Below are 17,108 nucleotides of genomic sequence, written 5' to 3'. Positions count from 1 at the left end.
TCACGCCTTACCATCCGCCATCCCGACCAAGATCCCAACCATGCTGCGACCACTGCTGCTCGTCACCGCCCTCGCCTCCTTCCTGCCGTCCTTCGCAAACGCCGCATCGCCGGAGCTGACCACGCTGTCGGAGCGCAGCGGCTTCCTGAAGACCGGCCGCTACGACGAGGTGATCGCGCTTTGCGATGCCTTCCAGCAACGCTTCCCTGAGGCAGTGCGTTGCTTCGATTTCGGCACCACGCCGGAGGGGCGCCCAATGAAGGCGCTGGCAGTGAGCACCACCGGCAAGCTGCAATCGCAGGCAGCGCGCGAAGCGGGGCTGCCGGTGCTGCTGGTCCAGGGCGGCATCCATGCGGGCGAAATCGACGGCAAGGACGCCGGCTTCCTGCTGCTACGCGACCTGCTGGAAGGCAAGCGCCGGAACAATCCACTCGGCAAGCTCGTCCTGCTGTTCGTGCCGGTATTCAACGTCGATGGCCACGAACGCTTCGCCGCTTGGAATCGCCCGAACCAGCGCGGCCCGGAGGAAATGGGCTGGCGCACCACCGCGCAGAACTACAACCTCAATCGCGACTACATGAAGGCCGACGCGCCGGAAATGCAGGCCATGTTGCGACTGGTCAACGAGTGGGACCCGCTGGCGACGATGGATCTGCACGTCACCGACGGCGCCAAGTTCCAGCACGACGTCTCGATCCTGGTGGAACCGGCCGATGGCGGCGACGAGCCGCTCCGCGCCGTCGGCAAGACGTGGCGCGAGGGCGTGATCGCCAGCCTGACCAGGCAAGGCTCGCAACCGGTGCCGTTCTATCCGTCGTTCGTGGAAAACGACAATCCGGCTTCAGGATTCGAGCACGCCGTTGCACCGCCCCGCTTCTCGCAAAGCTATTTCTCGCAGCGCAATCGACTGGCGATGCTGGTCGAAACCCATTCCTGGAAGGAGTACCCCACTCGCGTGCGCATCACGCGCAATACCGTGCTTGCAGCGGCCGAATTGATCGCCGCGCACGGCGCGGACTGGCAGCGGCAGGAGCACGCGGCCGACGAACGCGCGACGCAGCTCGGCGGCCAACCCGTCGCACTGGACTACAAGGCCACGGAAAAGTCGCGCACGATCGCCTTCAAGGGTTACGCCTACACGCGCACGCCGTCGGACATTTCCGGCGGATTGATGACCCACTACGACGAGACCCGACCGCAGATCTGGAACATCCCGCTGCGTGACGAGATCGTTCCCAGCCACGTAGTCGATGCCCCCCGCGCGGGCTATCTCGTTCCCGCCGCGCAGGCAGGCTGGGTCGCGGCGAAGCTGCGCCAGCACGACATCGAGTTTCGTCGGCTCGACGCGCCGCTACAGGGCGCGGACGTTGCCGTGTTCCGTGCCGACAAGGTCACGTTCGCCGCGCAGTCGTTCGAAGGCCACCAGACCGTACAACTCAACGGCAACTGGGCACCGGAACACCGCGACCTGAGGACGGGTGCTCTGTTCGTGCCGATCGCGCAGGCCAAGGCGCGCCTGCTGATGTCATTGCTGGAACCGCAGGCACCCGACGCGCTGGTCGCATGGGGCGAATTCAACACCGCCTTCGAACGCAAGGAATACATGGAGGACTACGTCGCCGAGGATGTCGCGCGCCAGATGCTCGCGAACGACCCGGCGCTGAAGGCGCGCTTCGAACAGCGGCTGAAAGACGATCCCGCGTTCGCCAAGGACCCGTCCGCACGTCTCGAGTTCTTCGCCCGCCTTCATTCCTCGTGGGATCAGGCCTACAACCTCTATCCGGTATTGCGCGTCGACCGTATCCCGTAACCGCCATTTGGCGGCAATGTGACAACGCTCACACAAGCCGCCTACGACCGCGATCGGCGCCGGTGTAGCCTGCGCCGATCGCTTTTTCCGGGCCCGCCCATGACTGTCCTGCGCATGCCGCTACTGTTGGCTACCGTCGTTGTCGGACTCTCGCTGGCTGCCTGCAAACCGGGCACCCAGGAGCAAACCGGGGCGCCTGGCGAGCCCGCTTCGGCCACTCCGGACGAACAGGCGCAGACGCACAAGACCGCCACCACAGTGACCCGCTGGAAGTGCGGCACGCTCGCCGTCGCCACCCACTTCGACGACGACTCGCTCGAATCGATCACGCTCGAAACCCCGGAGCGCATGTTCACGCTGAAATCGATGGCGAACGAGGATGGCGTGCGTTTCGCCGATGCGGCCGGCAATGAATTCTGGAGTCGCCCCGGCAAGGTCACTCTGAGCCTGGTCGGCCAGCCGGCGATGGAGTGCCGCAAGGACCGCGGCTAACTTCGCTACTTCATGCGGCCCTGGAACGGATCCGGGTCGCCTGCGAACAATCGGCGCGCAACTTCGCGCTCGTCCAGTTCGATTTCGCCGATGAAGGTGCGCGCGTCGCCCAGCTGGGAAAAAGCGGCGAATCCGCGTTCCAGGAAGCCTTGCAGTTCCTCCAGTCCCGCAGCGCGCGCGGGTGCACGCGAGAGCTTGAGCAGTGTCGCCACACCCGGCATGCGCAACGCGTGCGCAAGCCCCTGGCCCACGCCCGCGATCAGGTCGATCTGATGCCGCCGCAGCCGTGGCAGCCCGGACTCGCGATAAGCCTGCGCATACAACGCGGAATCCAGCCGCTGGCGCCGCGGTGCCAGCCCGTCCAGCAGATGTGCCACGCGCAGATCGAACGCGTGGGTCAGCAAGCCCAGCTCGATCGCATCCGACAACGTCGCCAGCAGGGTGGCCGGCAGCAGGCGTTGCATCATGGGCAACACACGCGCGAGATCGGCGTCGCGACGACTGAAGTCGTGATCGTTGTAGACATCGCTGAGGAAGAAATGCGCAGCCGGACGCCGGTGGGGATCGCTCAGGAAGCGATCGAAGCTCGCTTCCAGCCGCTGCGCCTGCCAACGCCGCACCTCGGGCAACCAGCGCAGGCCGTTGCGCGGCTCGCTACGCGGATCGTGCAGGGTCTGGTGCCGGGTCAACAGGCAGCCCAGGCGCTTGGAGAGGTCGCTAGTCCGTGACATCGCCACGATGATCGGGGCCCGGCCCTCGGGCGGCAACCGGTCGCGTTTCGGGCGGGGTGGGTCAGCTACACTCGCCCGACTCGATCCATACGCGAACGCATGCTGTCCTTTCACACCGCCCGCCAACGGACACGCCCCACCGAAACGGCTCCGCCCCGCATCGGCCTCGCAGTGGCGGGTGGCGGGCCGATCGGCGGCATGTACGAACTGGGCGCCCTGCGTGCCCTCGAGGAAGCCATCGAGGGCCTCGACCTGTCGCGACTGGATTGCTACGTCGGCGTCAGCAGCGGCGCCTTCCTGGCCGCCGGCCTCGCCAATCGCATCGGTACCGAGGAGATGTGCCGCATCTTCCTGACCGGCGACAGCGACGACGTGCAGTTCCGGCCGGAAACCTTCATGCGGCCGGCCTTCCACGAATACATGCGCCGCGCCGCGAGCCTGCCACGCCTGGCTGCCGACTGGTGGCACGAGCTGCTGTTTTCACCGGGCCTGCTTTCACCAGGCAAGTTGCGTTGGCCGGATGTCCTCACCCGCTTCGGTGGGCTGGTACCGACGGGATTGTTCGACAACACGGAAATCGAGCGCTTCCTGCGCGACGTCTTCACCCGCCGCGGTCGCACCAACGACTTTCGCCAGCTCGATAGCCGGCTATTCGTCATTGCCGTCGACCTCGACAGCGGCGAGGCGGTGCGTTTCGGCGGCGAGGGTTGGAATGATGTGCCGATCTCGCAGGCGATCCAGGCCAGCGCCGCCCTGCCCGGCCTGTATCCGCCGGTGGAAGTACGCGGCCGCCAGTTCGTCGACGGTGCCCTGCGACGCACGATGCATGCCTCGGTCCTGCTTGAGCGCGGCATCGACCTGATGGTGGGCGTAAACCCGCTGGTTTCGTTCAATACCGGCGTCGACGCCGGCGTTGCCGCGACCAGTCCGGGGCGGCTCGCGGCCGGCGGACTACCTGCGGTTCTGTCGCAGACCTTCCGCACGCTGCTGCAGTCGCGCATGCAGATCGGTCTGGCCAAGCATCAGCAGCAGTTCCCGGATATCGATCAACTGATCTTCGAGCCCAACGCGCAGGACGGCGAGCTGTTCTTCACCAATGCCTTCAGTTTCGCGAACCGCCAGCGCATCGCGGAGATCGCCTATCGCAACGTCATGGCCGACTTGCGCAATCGTGCGGACGCGCTGACGCCGGTGCTCGCGGCACATGGCCTGCGCGTGCGCGGGGAAGTGGTGGGCGAGATCGAGCGCTCGATCCTGGACGGGCTGCCGCCGCGTCCGCGCAAGACGGAAACCACGGCGCGCCTGCACCGCGCGCTCGACGAGCTCGACGCGATGGTCGGCTCGCGCCGGGCGCACTGAACCCTTCTGCGGATTAGCCCGGTCGTTCTAGAACGGGCTTCGCTGGTGTGAAAGCTCTAGACAACACCTCGATCTTGGTGCCATCACCCACCTCCCCACAGGGATCGTCATGGCGAAGTTCAAGAAGACCGCGAAGAAGACCGCCCGCACCACGAAGGCCAGTGCCCAGCAGTCCGAACAACTGTCGAAGACCCTGAGCGAATCCGCGCAGCAGGTGTGGCTGGCTGGCGTCGGCGCTTTCAGCCGGGCGCAGACCGAAGGCACTAAGCTGTTCGAGGCCCTCATCAAGGAAGGCCTGAAGCTGGAGAAGAACGCGCTCAAGTTCGCCGGCGGCCAGGCCGATGTCGTGCGCGGCGCCGTGGAGAGCAAGGTAGGCCAGGCCCGTGAACGCGCGACCGACACCTGGGATCGTCTGGAAAAGGTGTTCGAGGACCGTGTGCAGCGCGCGCTGACCAAGCTGGGCGTCCCCGGCCGTGACGATCTCGCCGAACTCACCCGCAAGGTCGATTCGCTGACCACCGAGCTGCGCAAGCAGAACGGCAAGCCGGCCGCGAAGCGTGCCGCCCCTGCCGCCAAGAAGCCCGCTGCGCGCAAACCCCGCAAGGCTTCTCCGTCTGCCTGACGCCAGTCCGCGTCAAATACAAACGTTTACACGCCCGCCAGTTCCATCACGCAGCTCCCCTCCCCCTGCGATCCGGACTGGCGGGCTTTTTATTGAAATGGAAGCGCGCTCAAGCGCTCATCCGGACTCCTGCAATCGCTGACGTCCTTCACGTTCTCGCCCTTGGCGCCCTGCCGTATAGTCTCGCCCTGGCTCGTAACGGTAGGTCCTCATGACGGCTTCAACGTTTCTGCTCGCATTCGCGCTGACCGCCGTCATCGGTGGCATCGCCACCGCTTGGCTGTGGCTGGTCCAGCGGCCGCGGGTGGAACGCGAGACGGGGCTGAAGCTGCTCGCCGCAATGCGCTGGCGCGAATTTTCCAAGCTGGTCATCGATGGCCTGGCCAGTCGTGGCTTCCAGCCGGAAGCGCTCGAAGATGCCGCCGAACGCGGCCAGGACTCGGTCATCCACCTCAAGCGCAACGGTGGTGAGTGGCTGCTGGCCTGCAAGCAAGGGCTCAACTACCGCGTTACTGCCGCCGTCGTCGGCGACATGACCGACGCGGTGCGCTTCCACGGTGCGGCGGGTGGCGTCGTAGCCACTCCGGGCACGGTTGATTCCGAAGCGCGCAAACTCGCAGCCGGCCGTCTGGAACTCTTCGACGGCGAAGCCCTGTGGCCCATCGTGCAGCAACAGTTGTCAGCCGGCGTACTCCATGAATTGGCAGGCAAATCGCGTCAGGCGGCGACTCGCCAGGTCGCCATTGCCTGGGCCGCTGCAGTGACCGTGGGCATGGTGGCAGCCGTGGCAATGCCAAAGCGCGAACCCGCCATGGAAACAGTTCCAGTCGCCGCACAGGCGGACGCCGTACAGCCCACCCCCGAGGTCGCAACCAAGAAGAGCGCCCCGGCGGCAACCCCCGTCGCTCCCAGGAGCGAAAACGAGCAGCGCGACGAAGTCATCCGCATGGTTTCGACGCTTCCTGGCATCGAGCGCGTGATGTGGAGCACCAAGTCGACGCTGCTGGTGTATCTCACCGACGAGAACGCGGATCCGGTCCGCAAGATCTGCGATGTGGTGGAGAAGTACGACAGTTTGCGCACCTCCCGCCTGCATCTGCAGCCGCCGAGTGGTTCGCCGCGGCCGGCGCGCTTCCTGCAGTGCGCGATGTACTGATGCTGGGCGGAAAAATCTGATCGTAGCCGCCAAGGATTCAGGGAGTGCCATCCCCGGCGCATTGCCGCTCGGCATCCTTACCTCACTAGAAATCCGCACAAGCCGCCGATAGGGCGGCTTGTGCGCAGCGGATTCCTACCAATGCACGCCGCGCATCAATGCGGCAAAGGCGATCTGTTCATTGCTCGGCTGTGCGTCGCCGCGCAGCGCCGCCTTGTCGCCCTTCGCCGCGGCCGAATCAGGGAACAGTTCGAACGCGGTGCTCATCACCACCTCGTAGGCTTTGGGCGCCACGGCATTGATCAGGGCGGCGAAGATGCCCAGGCGGGTCGCGATGCGGCTGGGACGCTCGATGATGCCCTTGACGACGAGGTCTGCGGCTTCGTCCGGCGTCAGCGTCGGCACGCTTTCGTACATCTTGGTCGGCGCGATCATCGGCGTCTTCACCAGCGGCATGTTGATCGTGGTGAAGCTGATGCCCTTGCCCGACAGTTCGCCCTGGGCGCAACGGCTGAAGGCATCCAGCGCCGCCTTCGACGCCACATAGGCGGAGAAGCGCGGCGAATTGGCCAGCACGCCAATCGAGGAGATGTTGATGATGTGGCCGCGTCGGCGCTGCGTCATCGCCGGCAGGAAACCCATGATCAGGCGCAGGCTGCCGAAATAGTTGAGCTGCATCGTCCGCTCGAAATCGTGGAAGCGGTCGTAGCTGAGTTCGATCGAACGACGGATCGAACGCCCGGCGTTGTTGATGAGCACGTCGACGTGACCGTGGGCCTCCAGGACCTGCTTCACCAAACGGTCGCAGTCGGCCATGTCCGAGAGGTCGGCGGTGTAGGCGAACACCTTGCCGCCGGCCGCCTTCATCTCATCGCGGGCCTTGAACAGCTCCTCCTCGCCACGCGCGACGATCACCGTGATCGCTCCGGCTTCCGCCACGCGCTGCGCGGTGGACAGGCCGATACCCGACGAGCCGCCGGTGATCAGCACCACCTTGCCCTTCACCTTGCCGCGCAGTGAGCGGTCGACGAACAAATCCGGATCGAGGTGGCGCTCCCAGTAGTCCCACAGACGCCAGGCGTAACTGTCCAGCGGTGGCACCGTGATGCCGCTACCGCGCAGCGCGCGCTCGGCTTCGCGATTGTCGAAGCGCGTGGGATAGGTGATGAACTTGAGTGTTTCCTTGGGGATCTTGAAGTCGCGCAGCAACATGCCGATGAAACGCCTGATCGGCGGCAGATTGCCCACCGCGGCACGGATGCCGCTCGGCACGAAGGCGAACATGCGCGCGTCGATGCGCATGGTCATTTCCGGCGCATGCCCGGCGCGGCAGAAGGTGTTAAGCACCTCGCCGACGCGCATCGGTTCCGGGTCGGTCAGGTGGAAGCAGTGCCCATCCAGCTTGGGCTTGTGGGCGATGTGATCCATCGCGTCGACCACGTAATCGACCGGCACGATGTTGATGCGCCCGCCTTCGATGCCCAGCGTGGGCATCCACTGCGGCAGCATCTCGCGCAGCTTCTTGATCAGGGTGAAGAAATAGTACGGGCCGTCGATCTTGTCGATCTCGCCGGTCTGCGAGTGGCCGACGACCATGCCCGGGCGGTAGATGCGCCACTTGATGCGCTTCTCCTTGCGTACCAGGCCTTCGGACTCGTGCTTGGTGGCCAGGTACGGATCGTCGAGGCCCTCGGCCTCGTCGAACATGTCCTCGCGGAACACGCCCGGATACAGGCCCGCCGCCGCGATGGAACTGGTGTGATGGAAGCAACCGACGCCGATGGCCGCGGCGAGATCCAGCGCGTGTCGCGTACCGTCCACGTTCGCCGCACGCTGCGCGGCCGCATCGACGGTCACGTCGTAGATCGCGGCCAGATGGAAGAAGTGCTTGACCTTGCCGGTCAGCGCCTTGACCTGCGCGGCGCTCACGCCGCATTTGGCGGAAGTCATGTCGCCGTTGACGACCAGGACCCGCTTCATGTCCCAGCCCATCTTCTTGGCGATGGCATCGAACTTCTTCTGCGAATCCTTCCGCACCAGCACATGCACCGTGCCCTTGCGCTGCAGCAGCTTGCTGACGAGGTAGCGACCGATGAAACCGGTGGCGCCGGTGACGAAGTAGCTCATGCCCCTGCTCTCCTGAAAGTAAGCCGGCGCATGGGGTCGCCGGTCGTGCAGCTAAGTTGCCAGAGCGCGCGACTGCGGACAATTCCCCTGCGTATTGACCATGCAACAGGCCCATGCTGTGATGCCGGCTCATCTGCATGGAGCCGCCGACATGGCCGACCTGAAGTCCCAATTCGAGCAGGCCGCGAAGGACGTCCATTCGCTGGCCGAACGCCCCGACAACGACACGCTGCTGCGCCTGTACGCCTTGTTCAAGCAGGGCTCGGACGGCGATGTGTCCGGACCGAAGCCGGGCTTCTTCGATTTCGTCGGCACCGCCAAGTACGAGGCGTGGGCCAAGCTCAAGGGTACCGGCCAGGACGACGCGATGAAGAAGTACGTCGATCTGGTCAAGAAACTGCGCAGCTGAGACGGAAGGTTCGCGATCGATGGCACGGCAGACCCGACAGCGCATCCTCGATGCCAGCCTGGCCATGTTCAATGCGCAGGGCGAGCCGAACGTCACCACGAACCACATCGCGGACGAGCTGGAAATCAGTCCGGGCAACCTGTACTACCACTTCCGCAACAAGGACGACATCATCGAGCAACTGTTCGCGCGCTTCGAGGAGCGCATGGACGCCGCGCTGGCCGCGCCGGAAGGCCGCCTGCCCGGGCTCGAGGACATCTGGCTGCAATTGCACCTGGTGTTCGAGTCGATCTGGGACTACCGATTCCTCTATCGCGACCTCGTCGAGATCCTCAGCCGCAATCGCCGGTTGCGCCTGCGCTTCGCGCGCATCCTCAGGCGCGCGGACGAACAGGCACACGCCGTCATGCGTGGACTCTCGCAAGCTGGCGTGATGCGCGCCTCCGGCGCGGAGCTCGCCGCCACGGCGACGAATGTGCTGGTGATCGCCACTTTCTGGCTCAACTACGCCTCGGCGCGCGGCGACAAGGACGAACACGAAGCCATCCGCGCCGGCATCGTGCAGGTGATGATGCTGCTCGCGCCGTTCCTGCGCGACGCGGAGCGCGTGCACTTGAACCACCTGACGCAGGCGTACAGGTAAGACGGGCCTTCGTCCGTCATTGACTATCCAACGAACCAGGCGGGTCCAGCCCGTCGTCGAAATCGCAAGGAGCTCGCATGGCCACAAAATGGGCTGCATTCCCCCACGATGCCAAGGCCTTCGCCTATACCGGCGATGCGCTGAAAAAGGCCTGGCCGCAGCTTCATGCCGGTGACTGCGAACCGTTTCCCGATGCCAAGCACGCTACCTCGCTGCTCAAGGCGGCTGGCAAGTCCGCTCCGAAGCTCGACGCCGATGCATTGGCCACCTCCCTGCAGGATGCCTGGCGGGCTTTCCATCACGGCGACTTCAAGGCTGCCTTCGAAGCCGGCGAGAAGCTGGGGCCGGTCGGCGCTTCCGTTGCGGTCAAGGCCATGGGCATCCATGCGACCTATCTCGTCGACAGCGATGCCGAGAAGCTCAAGCGCTTCGAGCAGGCCGCCAAACTCGCCGAAGCCGCGGTCAAGGCCCTACCCGACGAAGCCAACAGCCACTACCGCCTCGCCTTCGCCCTGGGTCGTTACAGTCAGGGCCTGTCGATCGTGAAGGCACTGAAGGAAGGCATCGCCACGAAGGTGCGCACCGCCCTCGACACCACGCTGGAGCTCGCTCCCAAGCATGCCGAGGCACATACCGCTATGGCCGTGTATCACGCCGAGATCGTCAACAAGATCGGCGCATTGATAGGCGGCATGACCTATGGCGCGAAGCCCGCCGAGTCCGAAAAGCACATCAAGACCGCACTGAAGCTCACGCCGAACTCGCCGATCGCGCATATCGAACATGGCAACGTGCTGATGCTGTTGTATGGCGACAAGAAGGAAGACGACGCAGCGGCTGCGTACGAGAAGGCGGCCAAGGCCAAGCCTGTCGATGCGATGGAGGCACTGGATGCCGCCTATGCGAAGGAACAGATCGAGTAGCCGGTAAGCGCGCTTCCCGCTAGCGCGCGACTTCCCGCAGCACCCCGTCCTGCAAATGGAACACCCGGTCGGCCAGCGCCAGGCTGGCCGATCGGTGCGTGATCAGCAGCACCGTGCGCTGATGCAGCAGTTCGTGGCACTCGGCGATGAATTCCTGCTCGCCTTCGGGATCGAACATCGCCGTGGCTTCGTCGAGGATCAGCACGGCCGGATCCTTCAATAGCGCGCGGGCCAATGCGATGCGTTGACGCTGGCCGCCGGACAGCCGAGCGCCCTGGTCGCCGATCACCGTGTCATAGCCCTCGGGCAACGCGGCAATGAATGCATTCGCACGTGCGGCATGGGCCGCGCGTTCGATGTCATTGCGTGTGGCATCCGGTCGACCATAGGCAATGTTTTCCGCTACGGAGGCGTGGAACAGCAATACGTTCTGAGCGACCACACCGATGTGCGAGCGCAGGTTCCCGAGGCGCAGATCGCGAATATCCGCGCCATCGAGCCGGATGCAACCTCGTTGAGGATCGGCGAACCGCAGAAGCAGATGCGAGAGCGTGCTCTTGCCGGCGCCATTCGGACCTGTGATCGCCACCGTCTCGCCCGCGCGAATGGCGAAGTCGAGCCGCTCGAATACCGCGGGACGTGATGGATAGCCGAATCCGATCCCCTCGAAGAGGATTTCTCCCCGCACGCGGCCAAGTTCCGTGCGACCTTCGTCCGGCTCGGGCGATTCAGCGAAGAGATTGGCCAGCCTGCGGGCACTTTCCCGGGCTGTCTGCACTTCACCGTACACGCCGGCCAACTGGCCCAGCGGCTGGGTCAGCAGCAATCCGTACAACAGCAAGGTGATCAGCTCCGAGGCCGACATAGCCCCCGCCGCGACACGTGCGCTCGCGAGCCAAAGCAGGACCATGACCCCTGCTGCCGCCACTAGCCGCGCAACGGGCGCGATGAGGTTCTGCAAACGGGCCTGCCGCAGTTCTACATCCCGCAAGCGTCCGGCCTGCTCCGCGTAGCGGGACGATTCCGCCTGCTCCCCGGAAAATGCCTTGATGATCGGAAGCATGGCCAGGTTCTGCTCAGCCAGGGCCCATTTGCGGGATAGGGCTTCGAACTCCGCATGGGATAGCGGCCGCAGGGATCTGCCCGCAAGCCTCAAACCAATGAAGATGAGCGGCAGGACCATGGCCACCGCCAACCCCAACCCCACGTCCACCCGCACCATCATCACGAGGGCGCCGGCGCAGGTCAGCAGCAGCGGCAACAACGGCACCAGCGTGCCGGTGACAAACCGGGCCAGCCGCTGGACATCCTCCGTGGCCAAGGCGAGCACTTCACCGCGCCGCCTGTCGCCATGCCAGCCCACCGGTAGCGATTGCAGATGGTCAAACACCCGCGTGGACGCGTCCGCGACCATGCGCGACGTAAGCGATTGCGAGAGGACGCCGGTGCCGTACCCCAAGGCTGCCTGGGCCGCGATCACTCCGAACCAGAGCATGAGCGTCGGCCCGACGGGCTGGCTCGCGAGCAATGCCTGTGAGAACCGGCCGGCCAGCCATGGCATCGCCAGTGCCGTCAGGCTCTGCGCGACCATCAAGAGCAGGATGGAGGCGAGCACGACCCGCCGGGGATGGGCCAGTGACCACAAAAGGCGGTGGACAGGACCGTTCACTGGTTTGCGCTCCCGCGCCCCTGCCCCTGCTTGGATTCCCGCACCTGACTATTCCCCATCCGCTCGGGCCACGAATTCTGAATGGGCGCAGTTTGACACTGGACAGCGCCCCGGATGCTCAATGCGGCATCCCCCTGCGTAACGCGCTTGCGCGGCCGCTGCTTCGCCAATATTCTGTGAATCTCATCACACCCACACTTTGCACAAACAGGGGAAAAGTGCATGTCTGAGAACACCAAAAAGGCCGAATGGTCGACGCCGAAACTGGAAGAAGTCGCGATCGCCGACACCGCAGCCGGCAAGGTCTTCGGCAATCAGGAAGCCGGTAATAACCACAAGAAGACTCGCGCTTCGTAAACACCTACGGTACGGGCGCGTGCTTACACTGACCAGCACCGTTGTCCGGGGTGATTCGCATGTCGAAACCGATTTCGCGGGTCAGACCCTGATGATGAGCATCGCCCAAGGCAAGTACTATGCCGTCGATGCGACCGCCAAGCGGATCTGGGACATGCTGGAACGGCCGCTGCGACTGCAGGAGGTCGTAACTGCGCTGCTGGACGAATTCGACGTTGAGCCCGACCAGTGCAACAGGGAAGTGCTCACCTTCGCCGAAAACCTGCTCCGTAACGGCCTGATCAAAGAAGTCCCGGCGTGAATCCCGCTTTTCCATTTCGTGCATGGCGCGGCATCAAGCGCGCCGGCTGGCGCCTGGCTTTCGAGACGGGCTACGAACTCTTGCGCGCGCGCGTCGTGACTTGTCTATCTCCGGATAAGTACCTGCCGGCGCCGGCTGTCCCGATGCAGCCGCGCGTTACCGAAAGCAGCGCAGCGGAGATCGCTGCAGAGGCACGACTGATCGGCAATACGATTGAAGCCGTAGCCCGCCGGATGCCATTCCGTGCCCTATGCCTGCAACAGGCGCTCGCAGCCCGGCGAATGTTGCAGCGACGCGGTTATCCGGCAACGTTGAGCCTTGCGCTCAGTACTCATCACGAGGATCGCGCCGTTCCTCAGCGCGGCCGTGCTGCCCATGCCTGGGTGAGCATCGGCGACACCGTGATCTGCGGCGATGGCGACTTGAGCCGGTACGCAGTCATCGCTTGCTTCCACTGACTCAGCTCCACTGAGTCCGGCCTCACACCGGCATGCATCGTCTACTAGCGAAGGCCCGATACGCCTTCAGCCTGGCATCCACTTCCGGCTTCCCCTGGCTTCCGTCCGGCCTACGCTCGTCTACGGCACCCGGTGCGAGCTTGCGTCGACATGCGCGCAACGCCGTCATGGCGCGATGGCCGTGGTTCCTCCGCCCGTTCGCGGCCATGGTCATGATCCTGGCCTGGCCTATCAGCAGCTTCATCGAGGCGATGCAGTCCAGCGCCTTCATTACTTCATCGGTGCTCAAGGGGCAGTCGAAGCGCCACCACGCACTGTGGGCATGGAGGCTGGCGCTTACGCAGAGCGTGCCGCCAGTGGAAGCGCTGGCATTCCGGCTGTTCGAGGCTGGCGCCGGCGAAACCAGCCGATGGTTGTACTTCTGGGAGTTCATCTGCTTGTCCCGGCAGCTGACAGACACCCCAGCCCGGGAACTGGCGGACGACAAAGTCGCATTCGCCGATTGGTGCAGGGCAAACGGATTCCGCGCCATTCCAACGTATGCCCTCGCTGCCCACGGCGAATGGCAACGGCCGTTTCCAGATGGCGAACCGCCTCGTGAGGACCTACTGGTCAAACCTACCCGCGGATCGCAGGGAACCGGCGTCGAATCCTGGCGCTGGCGCGATACGGCGTTCTGTTCGGGCACGACTCGTCTGAATCCGCAAGAATTCATGTCCCATGTCCGCACGCTGGGCGCGACAGGGAACGCAGTCATGGTGCAGCCTCTGCTCGCACCGCATGACGCGCTGCATGCCATCGCCGGCGAAGGCATGCCGGCACTACGCATCTTCACGTCGCGGTGGCCGGACAATCGCGTCGAAGTCGGCCCGGCAATGCTGCAAGCCCCCTGCCCCGGCATGGTGATCTCGCAGTCCGGGCCGTATCGACTGGTCGACACCGACAGCGGCCGCGTAATGGACGCCACGGCACGGCAAATGGATCCGGTCTTCGAAATGCCGGTAGGCCATGGCTTCGATGGAATCGTTCTCCCGCAATGGCCGGGTGTAATCGCAGTATTGAAGTCAGCTCACACCTGCTACCCCGGGCTGGCTCCAGTCATCGGCTGGGATGTACTGTTCGACCGGGAAGGCCCGTTGCTCTGTGAAGCCAATCTGGGAGTTTCGTTCTACAGCTTCCAGTTCGCCTCTCCCATCCCTCTGGGAACTTCGACTATCGGAAAGGCTTTGGAGGCCTGGCAGTAGATGGTGCGCCTGATCTGCGGTCTCTGGCGACTAGACGGCCTTCCCGTGGAGGCCGCGCAAGTCCAGTCGATGCTCGATGCGATGACGCCGTCCGACAAGGCGTGCGCGAGCGATGTCGTCCTGGATGGCCCCATTGCCATGGCGATGCTGACGATTTCGACCAATGCGCACCAGGTGCCTGCGAAACCCGCCATCGTTCGTACACCGACGGGGTGCATCGCCGCCGACGTGCGCCTGTACGAAGGCAACGAGGACCTGCCGCATGCGGACCAACTGGCGCACCGACTGCATGAAGCCGGTGCGGCTGGCTTGAGCGATACGCATGGCGACTTCGCTTTCGCGCAATGGGACAGGGACAGCGGACGGTTGCTGCTGGGCCGTGACCACTTCGGCACACGCCCCATGCAGTTCACGGTCCGCAAGGGCCAGCATGTCGCGTTTGCATCGCTTCCTTCCGCCCTGCTGCGGACGGGACTGGCCAGCCGCTCGCTGGACGAAGGCTCCATCGTCTCGTATCCGGTGAACGAACAGCCGCTGCCCGGGCATACCTTTTTCAGGGACATCCACAGCGTACGAGCCGCGCATGTCGCCGCGATCGATGCCGCCGGCAAGACACGACAAGATCGCTACTGGCGCCTGCCGATCGAACCGCTGTTGCCTTTCGACAGCGACCCTGAGCAAGTTGCAGGCGAGATCCGTCGCCTGCTCGACCAGGCAGTCCAGCGCCGCCTGCCGGAATCTGGCCCCGTAGCCTCCCACATGAGTGGCGGACTGGATTCGACCCCGATCGCCGTCCTGGCTGCGCGTGCGCTTGCACCAGAAGGCCGGCACGTCCATGCGTATTCGTTCCAGGAAACACCGATCGACGACCTGCCTGTGATCGACGAGGCGCCGTATGTCGCCGAAGCGGCGCGCGCGGAAAGCAACCTTTCGGTGGTGCCGATCAACTCGCGGAGCCACTTCGAGGTCGTTCTCGAGGGACTGGATGCAGACACCTTCCAGCCCACCGCTTCCGACGATCCGGAACAGGCGCTGTTGGCCAACGCCGCATCCCACGGTGCCAGCATCCTGTTGTCGGGCTGGGGCGGGGACCAGATCGTCACCAGCTACGGGGTTGGCTGGGAGGGCGAACTGCTGCGTGCTGGCCGTTGGCGCGATCTCGCAAGCCGCTTGAAGAGCAAAAGCCGCCTTACCGGCCGCAGCCAACCGCGCCTGGCGGCATCGCTCGCATTGCACATGCTGCTGCCCGCCCGTCTGGTGCCGCATTACCACAAGCTGCGCGGACTGCATCCCTGGCTGGAATACCGCAGCTTCATCGCTCCGGAAAAGCGACGTCGTGCTCGCCACGAATTCCGTCCCCGCTATACCGACAGTCGTCGGAACCGGCGCGCGGAAATGGAAGCGTGGTGGATCCCCTATCGCCTGGAGTCTTTCGCGCAACTCGGTGCACGGCATGGCATCGCCTACGCCTATCCGATGCTGGACCGCGACCTGATCCGCTACGCGATGCGCATCCCGGGCATCCTGTTCCGTCGCGGCGACGTGTCCCGCCGCGTGATCCGCGATGCGCTCGAAGGCATCGTTCCCGATTCGGTGCGCTGGCGCGAAGAAAAATTCTCCGCGTTTCCGGTCGAACCACTGCGCGTGGCCCGGCAACGCGAACGGATCATCGAACTGTTCGACGGGTTGCGACGCTACCCGCTCGTCACGAAATACCTGGATATCGAAGAGATCATCGGTTACCTGCGGTCCGGACGCACTGCGCAGGAAATCGTCGAACAGATGTCGGCCGATGCCGCATCCGGCGTGCAATCTTCCTCGCTTGAGGAAGAACACTCGAGTGCGATGCGGCTGGCCCTGTTCCTGAAGCTGCAATCCGATCTGGAGCGCGGCGCATGAGCGGAACATTCCACTACCGCGCGTTCGGCCTGAACGTTGCCTCGGAGTTGCTCCTCCCGGAATTGCTCCCAGCGGAAGGAACGGCGGTCCCCGACCTGCGGATCCGACAGGTGGGTAGCATGCCGCTGCTCGCCACCGACGAGCCGGAACACGAGTTCACCGCTGTTGCGGAAGGCGGATACGTGATGCGGGTGGAGGACGTCGGCCATTACCGCGTCCGCGCCGGGACCGAGATCGACGTATGGCCGTACCCGGAGGCAGATGCAGGCCTGGTTCGCCTGTACTTGAATGGCAGTGCCATGGGGTTCGCGCTGCACCAGCAGGGCGCACTGGTCATGCATGCGTCCGCGGTGCTGCGGGGGGGCGCGGCCACCCTGTTCGTCGGCGATAGTGGAGCGGGCAAGTCGACGTTGGCAGCACGCTTCGGACAAGCCGGCTTCGCGGTACTGGGCGATGACATCACGCCGATCCGGCTGGATGCCTCGGGAAATCCCAGCGTCTGGCCGGGCAGCACGTCGTTCAAGCTATGGGAGGACGCCCTTCCCGCTCTGCGCGTGGATCGTCACGGTCTCGATGCGATCGCCAACCGCACCGACAAGTTCTACGTGACCAATACTTCGCACGCAGCGGACCAGGCTTGGCCCGTGCGCGAAATCGTCGTCCTGGAGGTCGCTACGGATTCCAGCCATCGCCTGGAATTGCTGCCGCGCCTGCACGCAATCGGCGCGATCGCGGGCAATACCTATTGCCCTGAGTACATCGGAGTGCTGGGCAACGAGACCACACACTTCCGACAATGCGCGCAAATCGCCGCGCAGATTCCGGTATTGCGGCTGGTGCGCCCATGGGACGCCGATCGCATCGACGACACGCTGGAGTTCCTGGAGCATGAGCGGCCGTCGTAATGC

The 17,108-nt window shown here is 64.6% G+C and carries 18 protein-coding genes; 14 read left to right on the top strand and 4 right to left on the bottom strand.

Features of this window, described 5'->3' with window-relative positions:
- Positions 1–40: 40 nt before the first annotated feature.
- Both ACYVGK_RS11815 and ACYVGK_RS11810 read left to right on the top strand, forming a co-directional pair.
- Entirely contained in the window at positions 41–1,810 is a 1,770-nt protein-coding gene (locus ACYVGK_RS11815; RefSeq protein ID WP_460733891.1) for a M14 family metallopeptidase, read from the top strand.
- A gap of 99 nt (positions 1,811–1,909) precedes the next feature.
- Positions 1,910–2,302, top strand: coding sequence for a hypothetical protein (locus tag ACYVGK_RS11810; protein WP_460733889.1), 393 nt, complete (start codon positions 1,910–1,912; stop codon positions 2,300–2,302).
- Between the two features lie 5 nt (positions 2,303–2,307).
- Here the strand turns inward: ACYVGK_RS11810 and ACYVGK_RS11805 are convergent, their stop codons facing one another.
- A complete protein-coding gene (locus tag ACYVGK_RS11805) occupies positions 2,308–3,033 on the bottom strand; it encodes an FFLEELY motif protein (RefSeq protein WP_460733887.1) in 726 nt (241 codons plus the stop codon).
- 99 nt (positions 3,034–3,132) lie between these two features.
- On the opposite strand from ACYVGK_RS11805, the gene ACYVGK_RS11800 reads away from it, so the two are divergent.
- From ACYVGK_RS11800 to ACYVGK_RS11790, 3 genes are all read left to right on the top strand, one after another.
- Positions 3,133–4,392 (top strand): patatin-like phospholipase family protein, encoded by a 1,260-nt coding sequence (locus ACYVGK_RS11800; RefSeq protein WP_460733885.1) that lies wholly within the window; start codon positions 3,133–3,135, stop codon positions 4,390–4,392.
- Between the two features lie 109 nt (positions 4,393–4,501).
- Positions 4,502–5,014, top strand: a complete 513-nt coding sequence (locus ACYVGK_RS11795) for a phasin family protein (RefSeq protein WP_460733884.1) — start codon at positions 4,502–4,504, stop codon at positions 5,012–5,014.
- A 211-nt stretch (positions 5,015–5,225) separates the two neighbouring features.
- Entirely contained in the window at positions 5,226–6,170 is a 945-nt protein-coding gene (locus ACYVGK_RS11790; RefSeq protein ID WP_460733882.1) for a restriction endonuclease, read from the top strand.
- A gap of 135 nt (positions 6,171–6,305) precedes the next feature.
- Here ACYVGK_RS11790 and ACYVGK_RS11785 read toward each other — a convergent pair whose 3' ends face one another.
- Positions 6,306–8,297, bottom strand: a complete 1,992-nt coding sequence (locus tag ACYVGK_RS11785) for an SDR family oxidoreductase (RefSeq protein WP_460733880.1) — start codon at positions 8,295–8,297, stop codon at positions 6,306–6,308.
- A gap of 151 nt (positions 8,298–8,448) precedes the next feature.
- Here ACYVGK_RS11785 and ACYVGK_RS11780 point away from each other — a divergent pair, with 151 nt between their 5' ends.
- The 3 genes from ACYVGK_RS11780 to ACYVGK_RS11770 all read left to right on the top strand — a co-directional run bounded on the left by ACYVGK_RS11780 (position 8,449) and on the right by ACYVGK_RS11770 (position 10,272).
- Positions 8,449–8,706 carry an acyl-CoA-binding protein gene (locus tag ACYVGK_RS11780; protein ID WP_460733878.1) on the top strand — a complete coding sequence of 86 codons (258 nt, stop codon included), beginning with the start codon at positions 8,449–8,451 and terminating at the stop codon, positions 8,704–8,706.
- Positions 8,707–8,725: 19 nt separating this feature from the next.
- Positions 8,726–9,349: a TetR/AcrR family transcriptional regulator gene (locus tag ACYVGK_RS11775; protein WP_460733876.1), complete on the top strand. Its 624-nt coding sequence runs from the start codon at positions 8,726–8,728 to the stop codon at positions 9,347–9,349.
- 77 nt (positions 9,350–9,426) lie between these two features.
- Positions 9,427–10,272: a hypothetical protein gene (locus ACYVGK_RS11770; RefSeq protein ID WP_460733875.1), complete on the top strand. Its 846-nt coding sequence runs from the start codon at positions 9,427–9,429 to the stop codon at positions 10,270–10,272.
- A 19-nt stretch (positions 10,273–10,291) separates the two neighbouring features.
- On the opposite strand, the gene ACYVGK_RS11765 is transcribed toward ACYVGK_RS11770, so the two are convergent.
- Positions 10,292–11,941, bottom strand: a complete 1,650-nt coding sequence (locus ACYVGK_RS11765; RefSeq protein WP_460733873.1) for an ABC transporter ATP-binding protein — start codon at positions 11,939–11,941, stop codon at positions 10,292–10,294.
- A 222-nt stretch (positions 11,942–12,163) separates the two neighbouring features.
- On the opposite strand from ACYVGK_RS11765, the gene ACYVGK_RS11760 reads away from it, so the two are divergent.
- The 3 genes from ACYVGK_RS11760 to ACYVGK_RS11750 are packed head-to-tail and all read left to right on the top strand — an operon-like array spanning position 12,164 to position 13,057.
- Positions 12,164–12,298 carry a hypothetical protein gene (locus ACYVGK_RS11760; RefSeq protein WP_460733871.1) on the top strand — a complete coding sequence of 45 codons (135 nt, stop codon included), beginning with the start codon at positions 12,164–12,166 and terminating at the stop codon, positions 12,296–12,298.
- A 19-nt stretch (positions 12,299–12,317) separates the two neighbouring features.
- Positions 12,318–12,599, top strand: a complete 282-nt coding sequence (locus tag ACYVGK_RS11755) for a PqqD family peptide modification chaperone (RefSeq protein WP_460733869.1) — start codon at positions 12,318–12,320, stop codon at positions 12,597–12,599.
- Positions 12,596–13,057 carry a lasso peptide biosynthesis B2 protein gene (locus ACYVGK_RS11750; RefSeq protein WP_460733868.1) on the top strand — a complete coding sequence of 154 codons (462 nt, stop codon included), beginning with the start codon at positions 12,596–12,598 and terminating at the stop codon, positions 13,055–13,057. The genes ACYVGK_RS11755 and ACYVGK_RS11750 overlap by 4 nt, the downstream gene beginning before the upstream one ends.
- A gap of 22 nt (positions 13,058–13,079) precedes the next feature.
- On the opposite strand, the gene ACYVGK_RS11745 is transcribed toward ACYVGK_RS11750, so the two are convergent.
- Entirely contained in the window at positions 13,080–13,328 is a 249-nt protein-coding gene (locus ACYVGK_RS11745) for a hypothetical protein (protein ID WP_460733867.1), read from the bottom strand.
- Between the two features lie 85 nt (positions 13,329–13,413).
- Between ACYVGK_RS11745 and ACYVGK_RS11740 the strand changes: the two genes are divergently transcribed.
- Genes ACYVGK_RS11740 through ACYVGK_RS11730 form a run of 3 tightly spaced genes read left to right on the top strand, consistent with a single transcriptional unit; the run spans position 13,414 to position 17,105 of the window.
- The gene (locus tag ACYVGK_RS11740) at positions 13,414–14,301 is read left to right on the top strand and encodes a sugar-transfer associated ATP-grasp domain-containing protein (RefSeq protein WP_460733865.1); all 888 of its coding nucleotides are present in this window, start codon (positions 13,414–13,416) and stop codon (positions 14,299–14,301) included.
- Positions 14,302–16,200 (top strand): asparagine synthase-related protein, encoded by a 1,899-nt coding sequence (locus tag ACYVGK_RS11735; protein WP_460733864.1) that lies wholly within the window; start codon positions 14,302–14,304, stop codon positions 16,198–16,200.
- The gene (locus tag ACYVGK_RS11730; protein WP_460733863.1) at positions 16,197–17,105 is read left to right on the top strand and encodes a hypothetical protein; all 909 of its coding nucleotides are present in this window, start codon (positions 16,197–16,199) and stop codon (positions 17,103–17,105) included. Before ACYVGK_RS11735 ends, ACYVGK_RS11730 begins: the two co-directional genes overlap by 4 nt.
- Positions 17,106–17,108: the final 3 nt, after the last annotated feature.

The sequence above is a fragment of the Lysobacter tyrosinilyticus genome, from assembly GCF_054779815.1.
The sequence above is the reverse complement of the archived record's forward strand: the minus strand, read 5'-3'. Positions and strand labels throughout refer to the sequence as shown.

What these genes read in the sequence shown, in the direction of transcription:
- ACYVGK_RS11770 (WP_460733875.1), top strand. Translation starts at nt 9,427, where the DNA reads ATGGCCACAAAATGGGCTGCATTCCCCCACGATGCCAAGGCCTTCGCC.
- ACYVGK_RS11810 (WP_460733889.1), top strand. Translation starts at nt 1,910, where the DNA reads ATGACTGTCCTGCGCATGCCGCTACTGTTGGCTACCGTCGTTGTCGGA.
- ACYVGK_RS11790 (WP_460733882.1), top strand. Translation starts at nt 5,226, where the DNA reads ATGACGGCTTCAACGTTTCTGCTCGCATTCGCGCTGACCGCCGTCATC.
- ACYVGK_RS11760 (WP_460733871.1), top strand. Translation starts at nt 12,164, where the DNA reads ATGTCTGAGAACACCAAAAAGGCCGAATGGTCGACGCCGAAACTGGAA.
- ACYVGK_RS11795 (WP_460733884.1), top strand. Translation starts at nt 4,502, where the DNA reads ATGGCGAAGTTCAAGAAGACCGCGAAGAAGACCGCCCGCACCACGAAG.
- ACYVGK_RS11730 (WP_460733863.1), top strand. Translation starts at nt 16,197, where the DNA reads ATGAGCGGAACATTCCACTACCGCGCGTTCGGCCTGAACGTTGCCTCG.
- ACYVGK_RS11815 (WP_460733891.1), top strand. Translation starts at nt 41, where the DNA reads ATGCTGCGACCACTGCTGCTCGTCACCGCCCTCGCCTCCTTCCTGCCG.
- ACYVGK_RS11785 (WP_460733880.1), bottom strand. Translation starts at nt 8,297, where the DNA reads ATGAGCTACTTCGTCACCGGCGCCACCGGTTTCATCGGTCGCTACCTC.
- ACYVGK_RS11745 (WP_460733867.1), bottom strand. Translation starts at nt 13,328, where the DNA reads ATGAAGGCGCTGGACTGCATCGCCTCGATGAAGCTGCTGATAGGCCAG.
- ACYVGK_RS11775 (WP_460733876.1), top strand. Translation starts at nt 8,726, where the DNA reads ATGGCACGGCAGACCCGACAGCGCATCCTCGATGCCAGCCTGGCCATG.
- ACYVGK_RS11735 (WP_460733864.1), top strand. Translation starts at nt 14,302, where the DNA reads ATGGTGCGCCTGATCTGCGGTCTCTGGCGACTAGACGGCCTTCCCGTG.
- ACYVGK_RS11800 (WP_460733885.1), top strand. Translation starts at nt 3,133, where the DNA reads ATGCTGTCCTTTCACACCGCCCGCCAACGGACACGCCCCACCGAAACG.
- ACYVGK_RS11805 (WP_460733887.1), bottom strand. Translation starts at nt 3,033, where the DNA reads ATGTCACGGACTAGCGACCTCTCCAAGCGCCTGGGCTGCCTGTTGACC.
- ACYVGK_RS11780 (WP_460733878.1), top strand. Translation starts at nt 8,449, where the DNA reads ATGGCCGACCTGAAGTCCCAATTCGAGCAGGCCGCGAAGGACGTCCAT.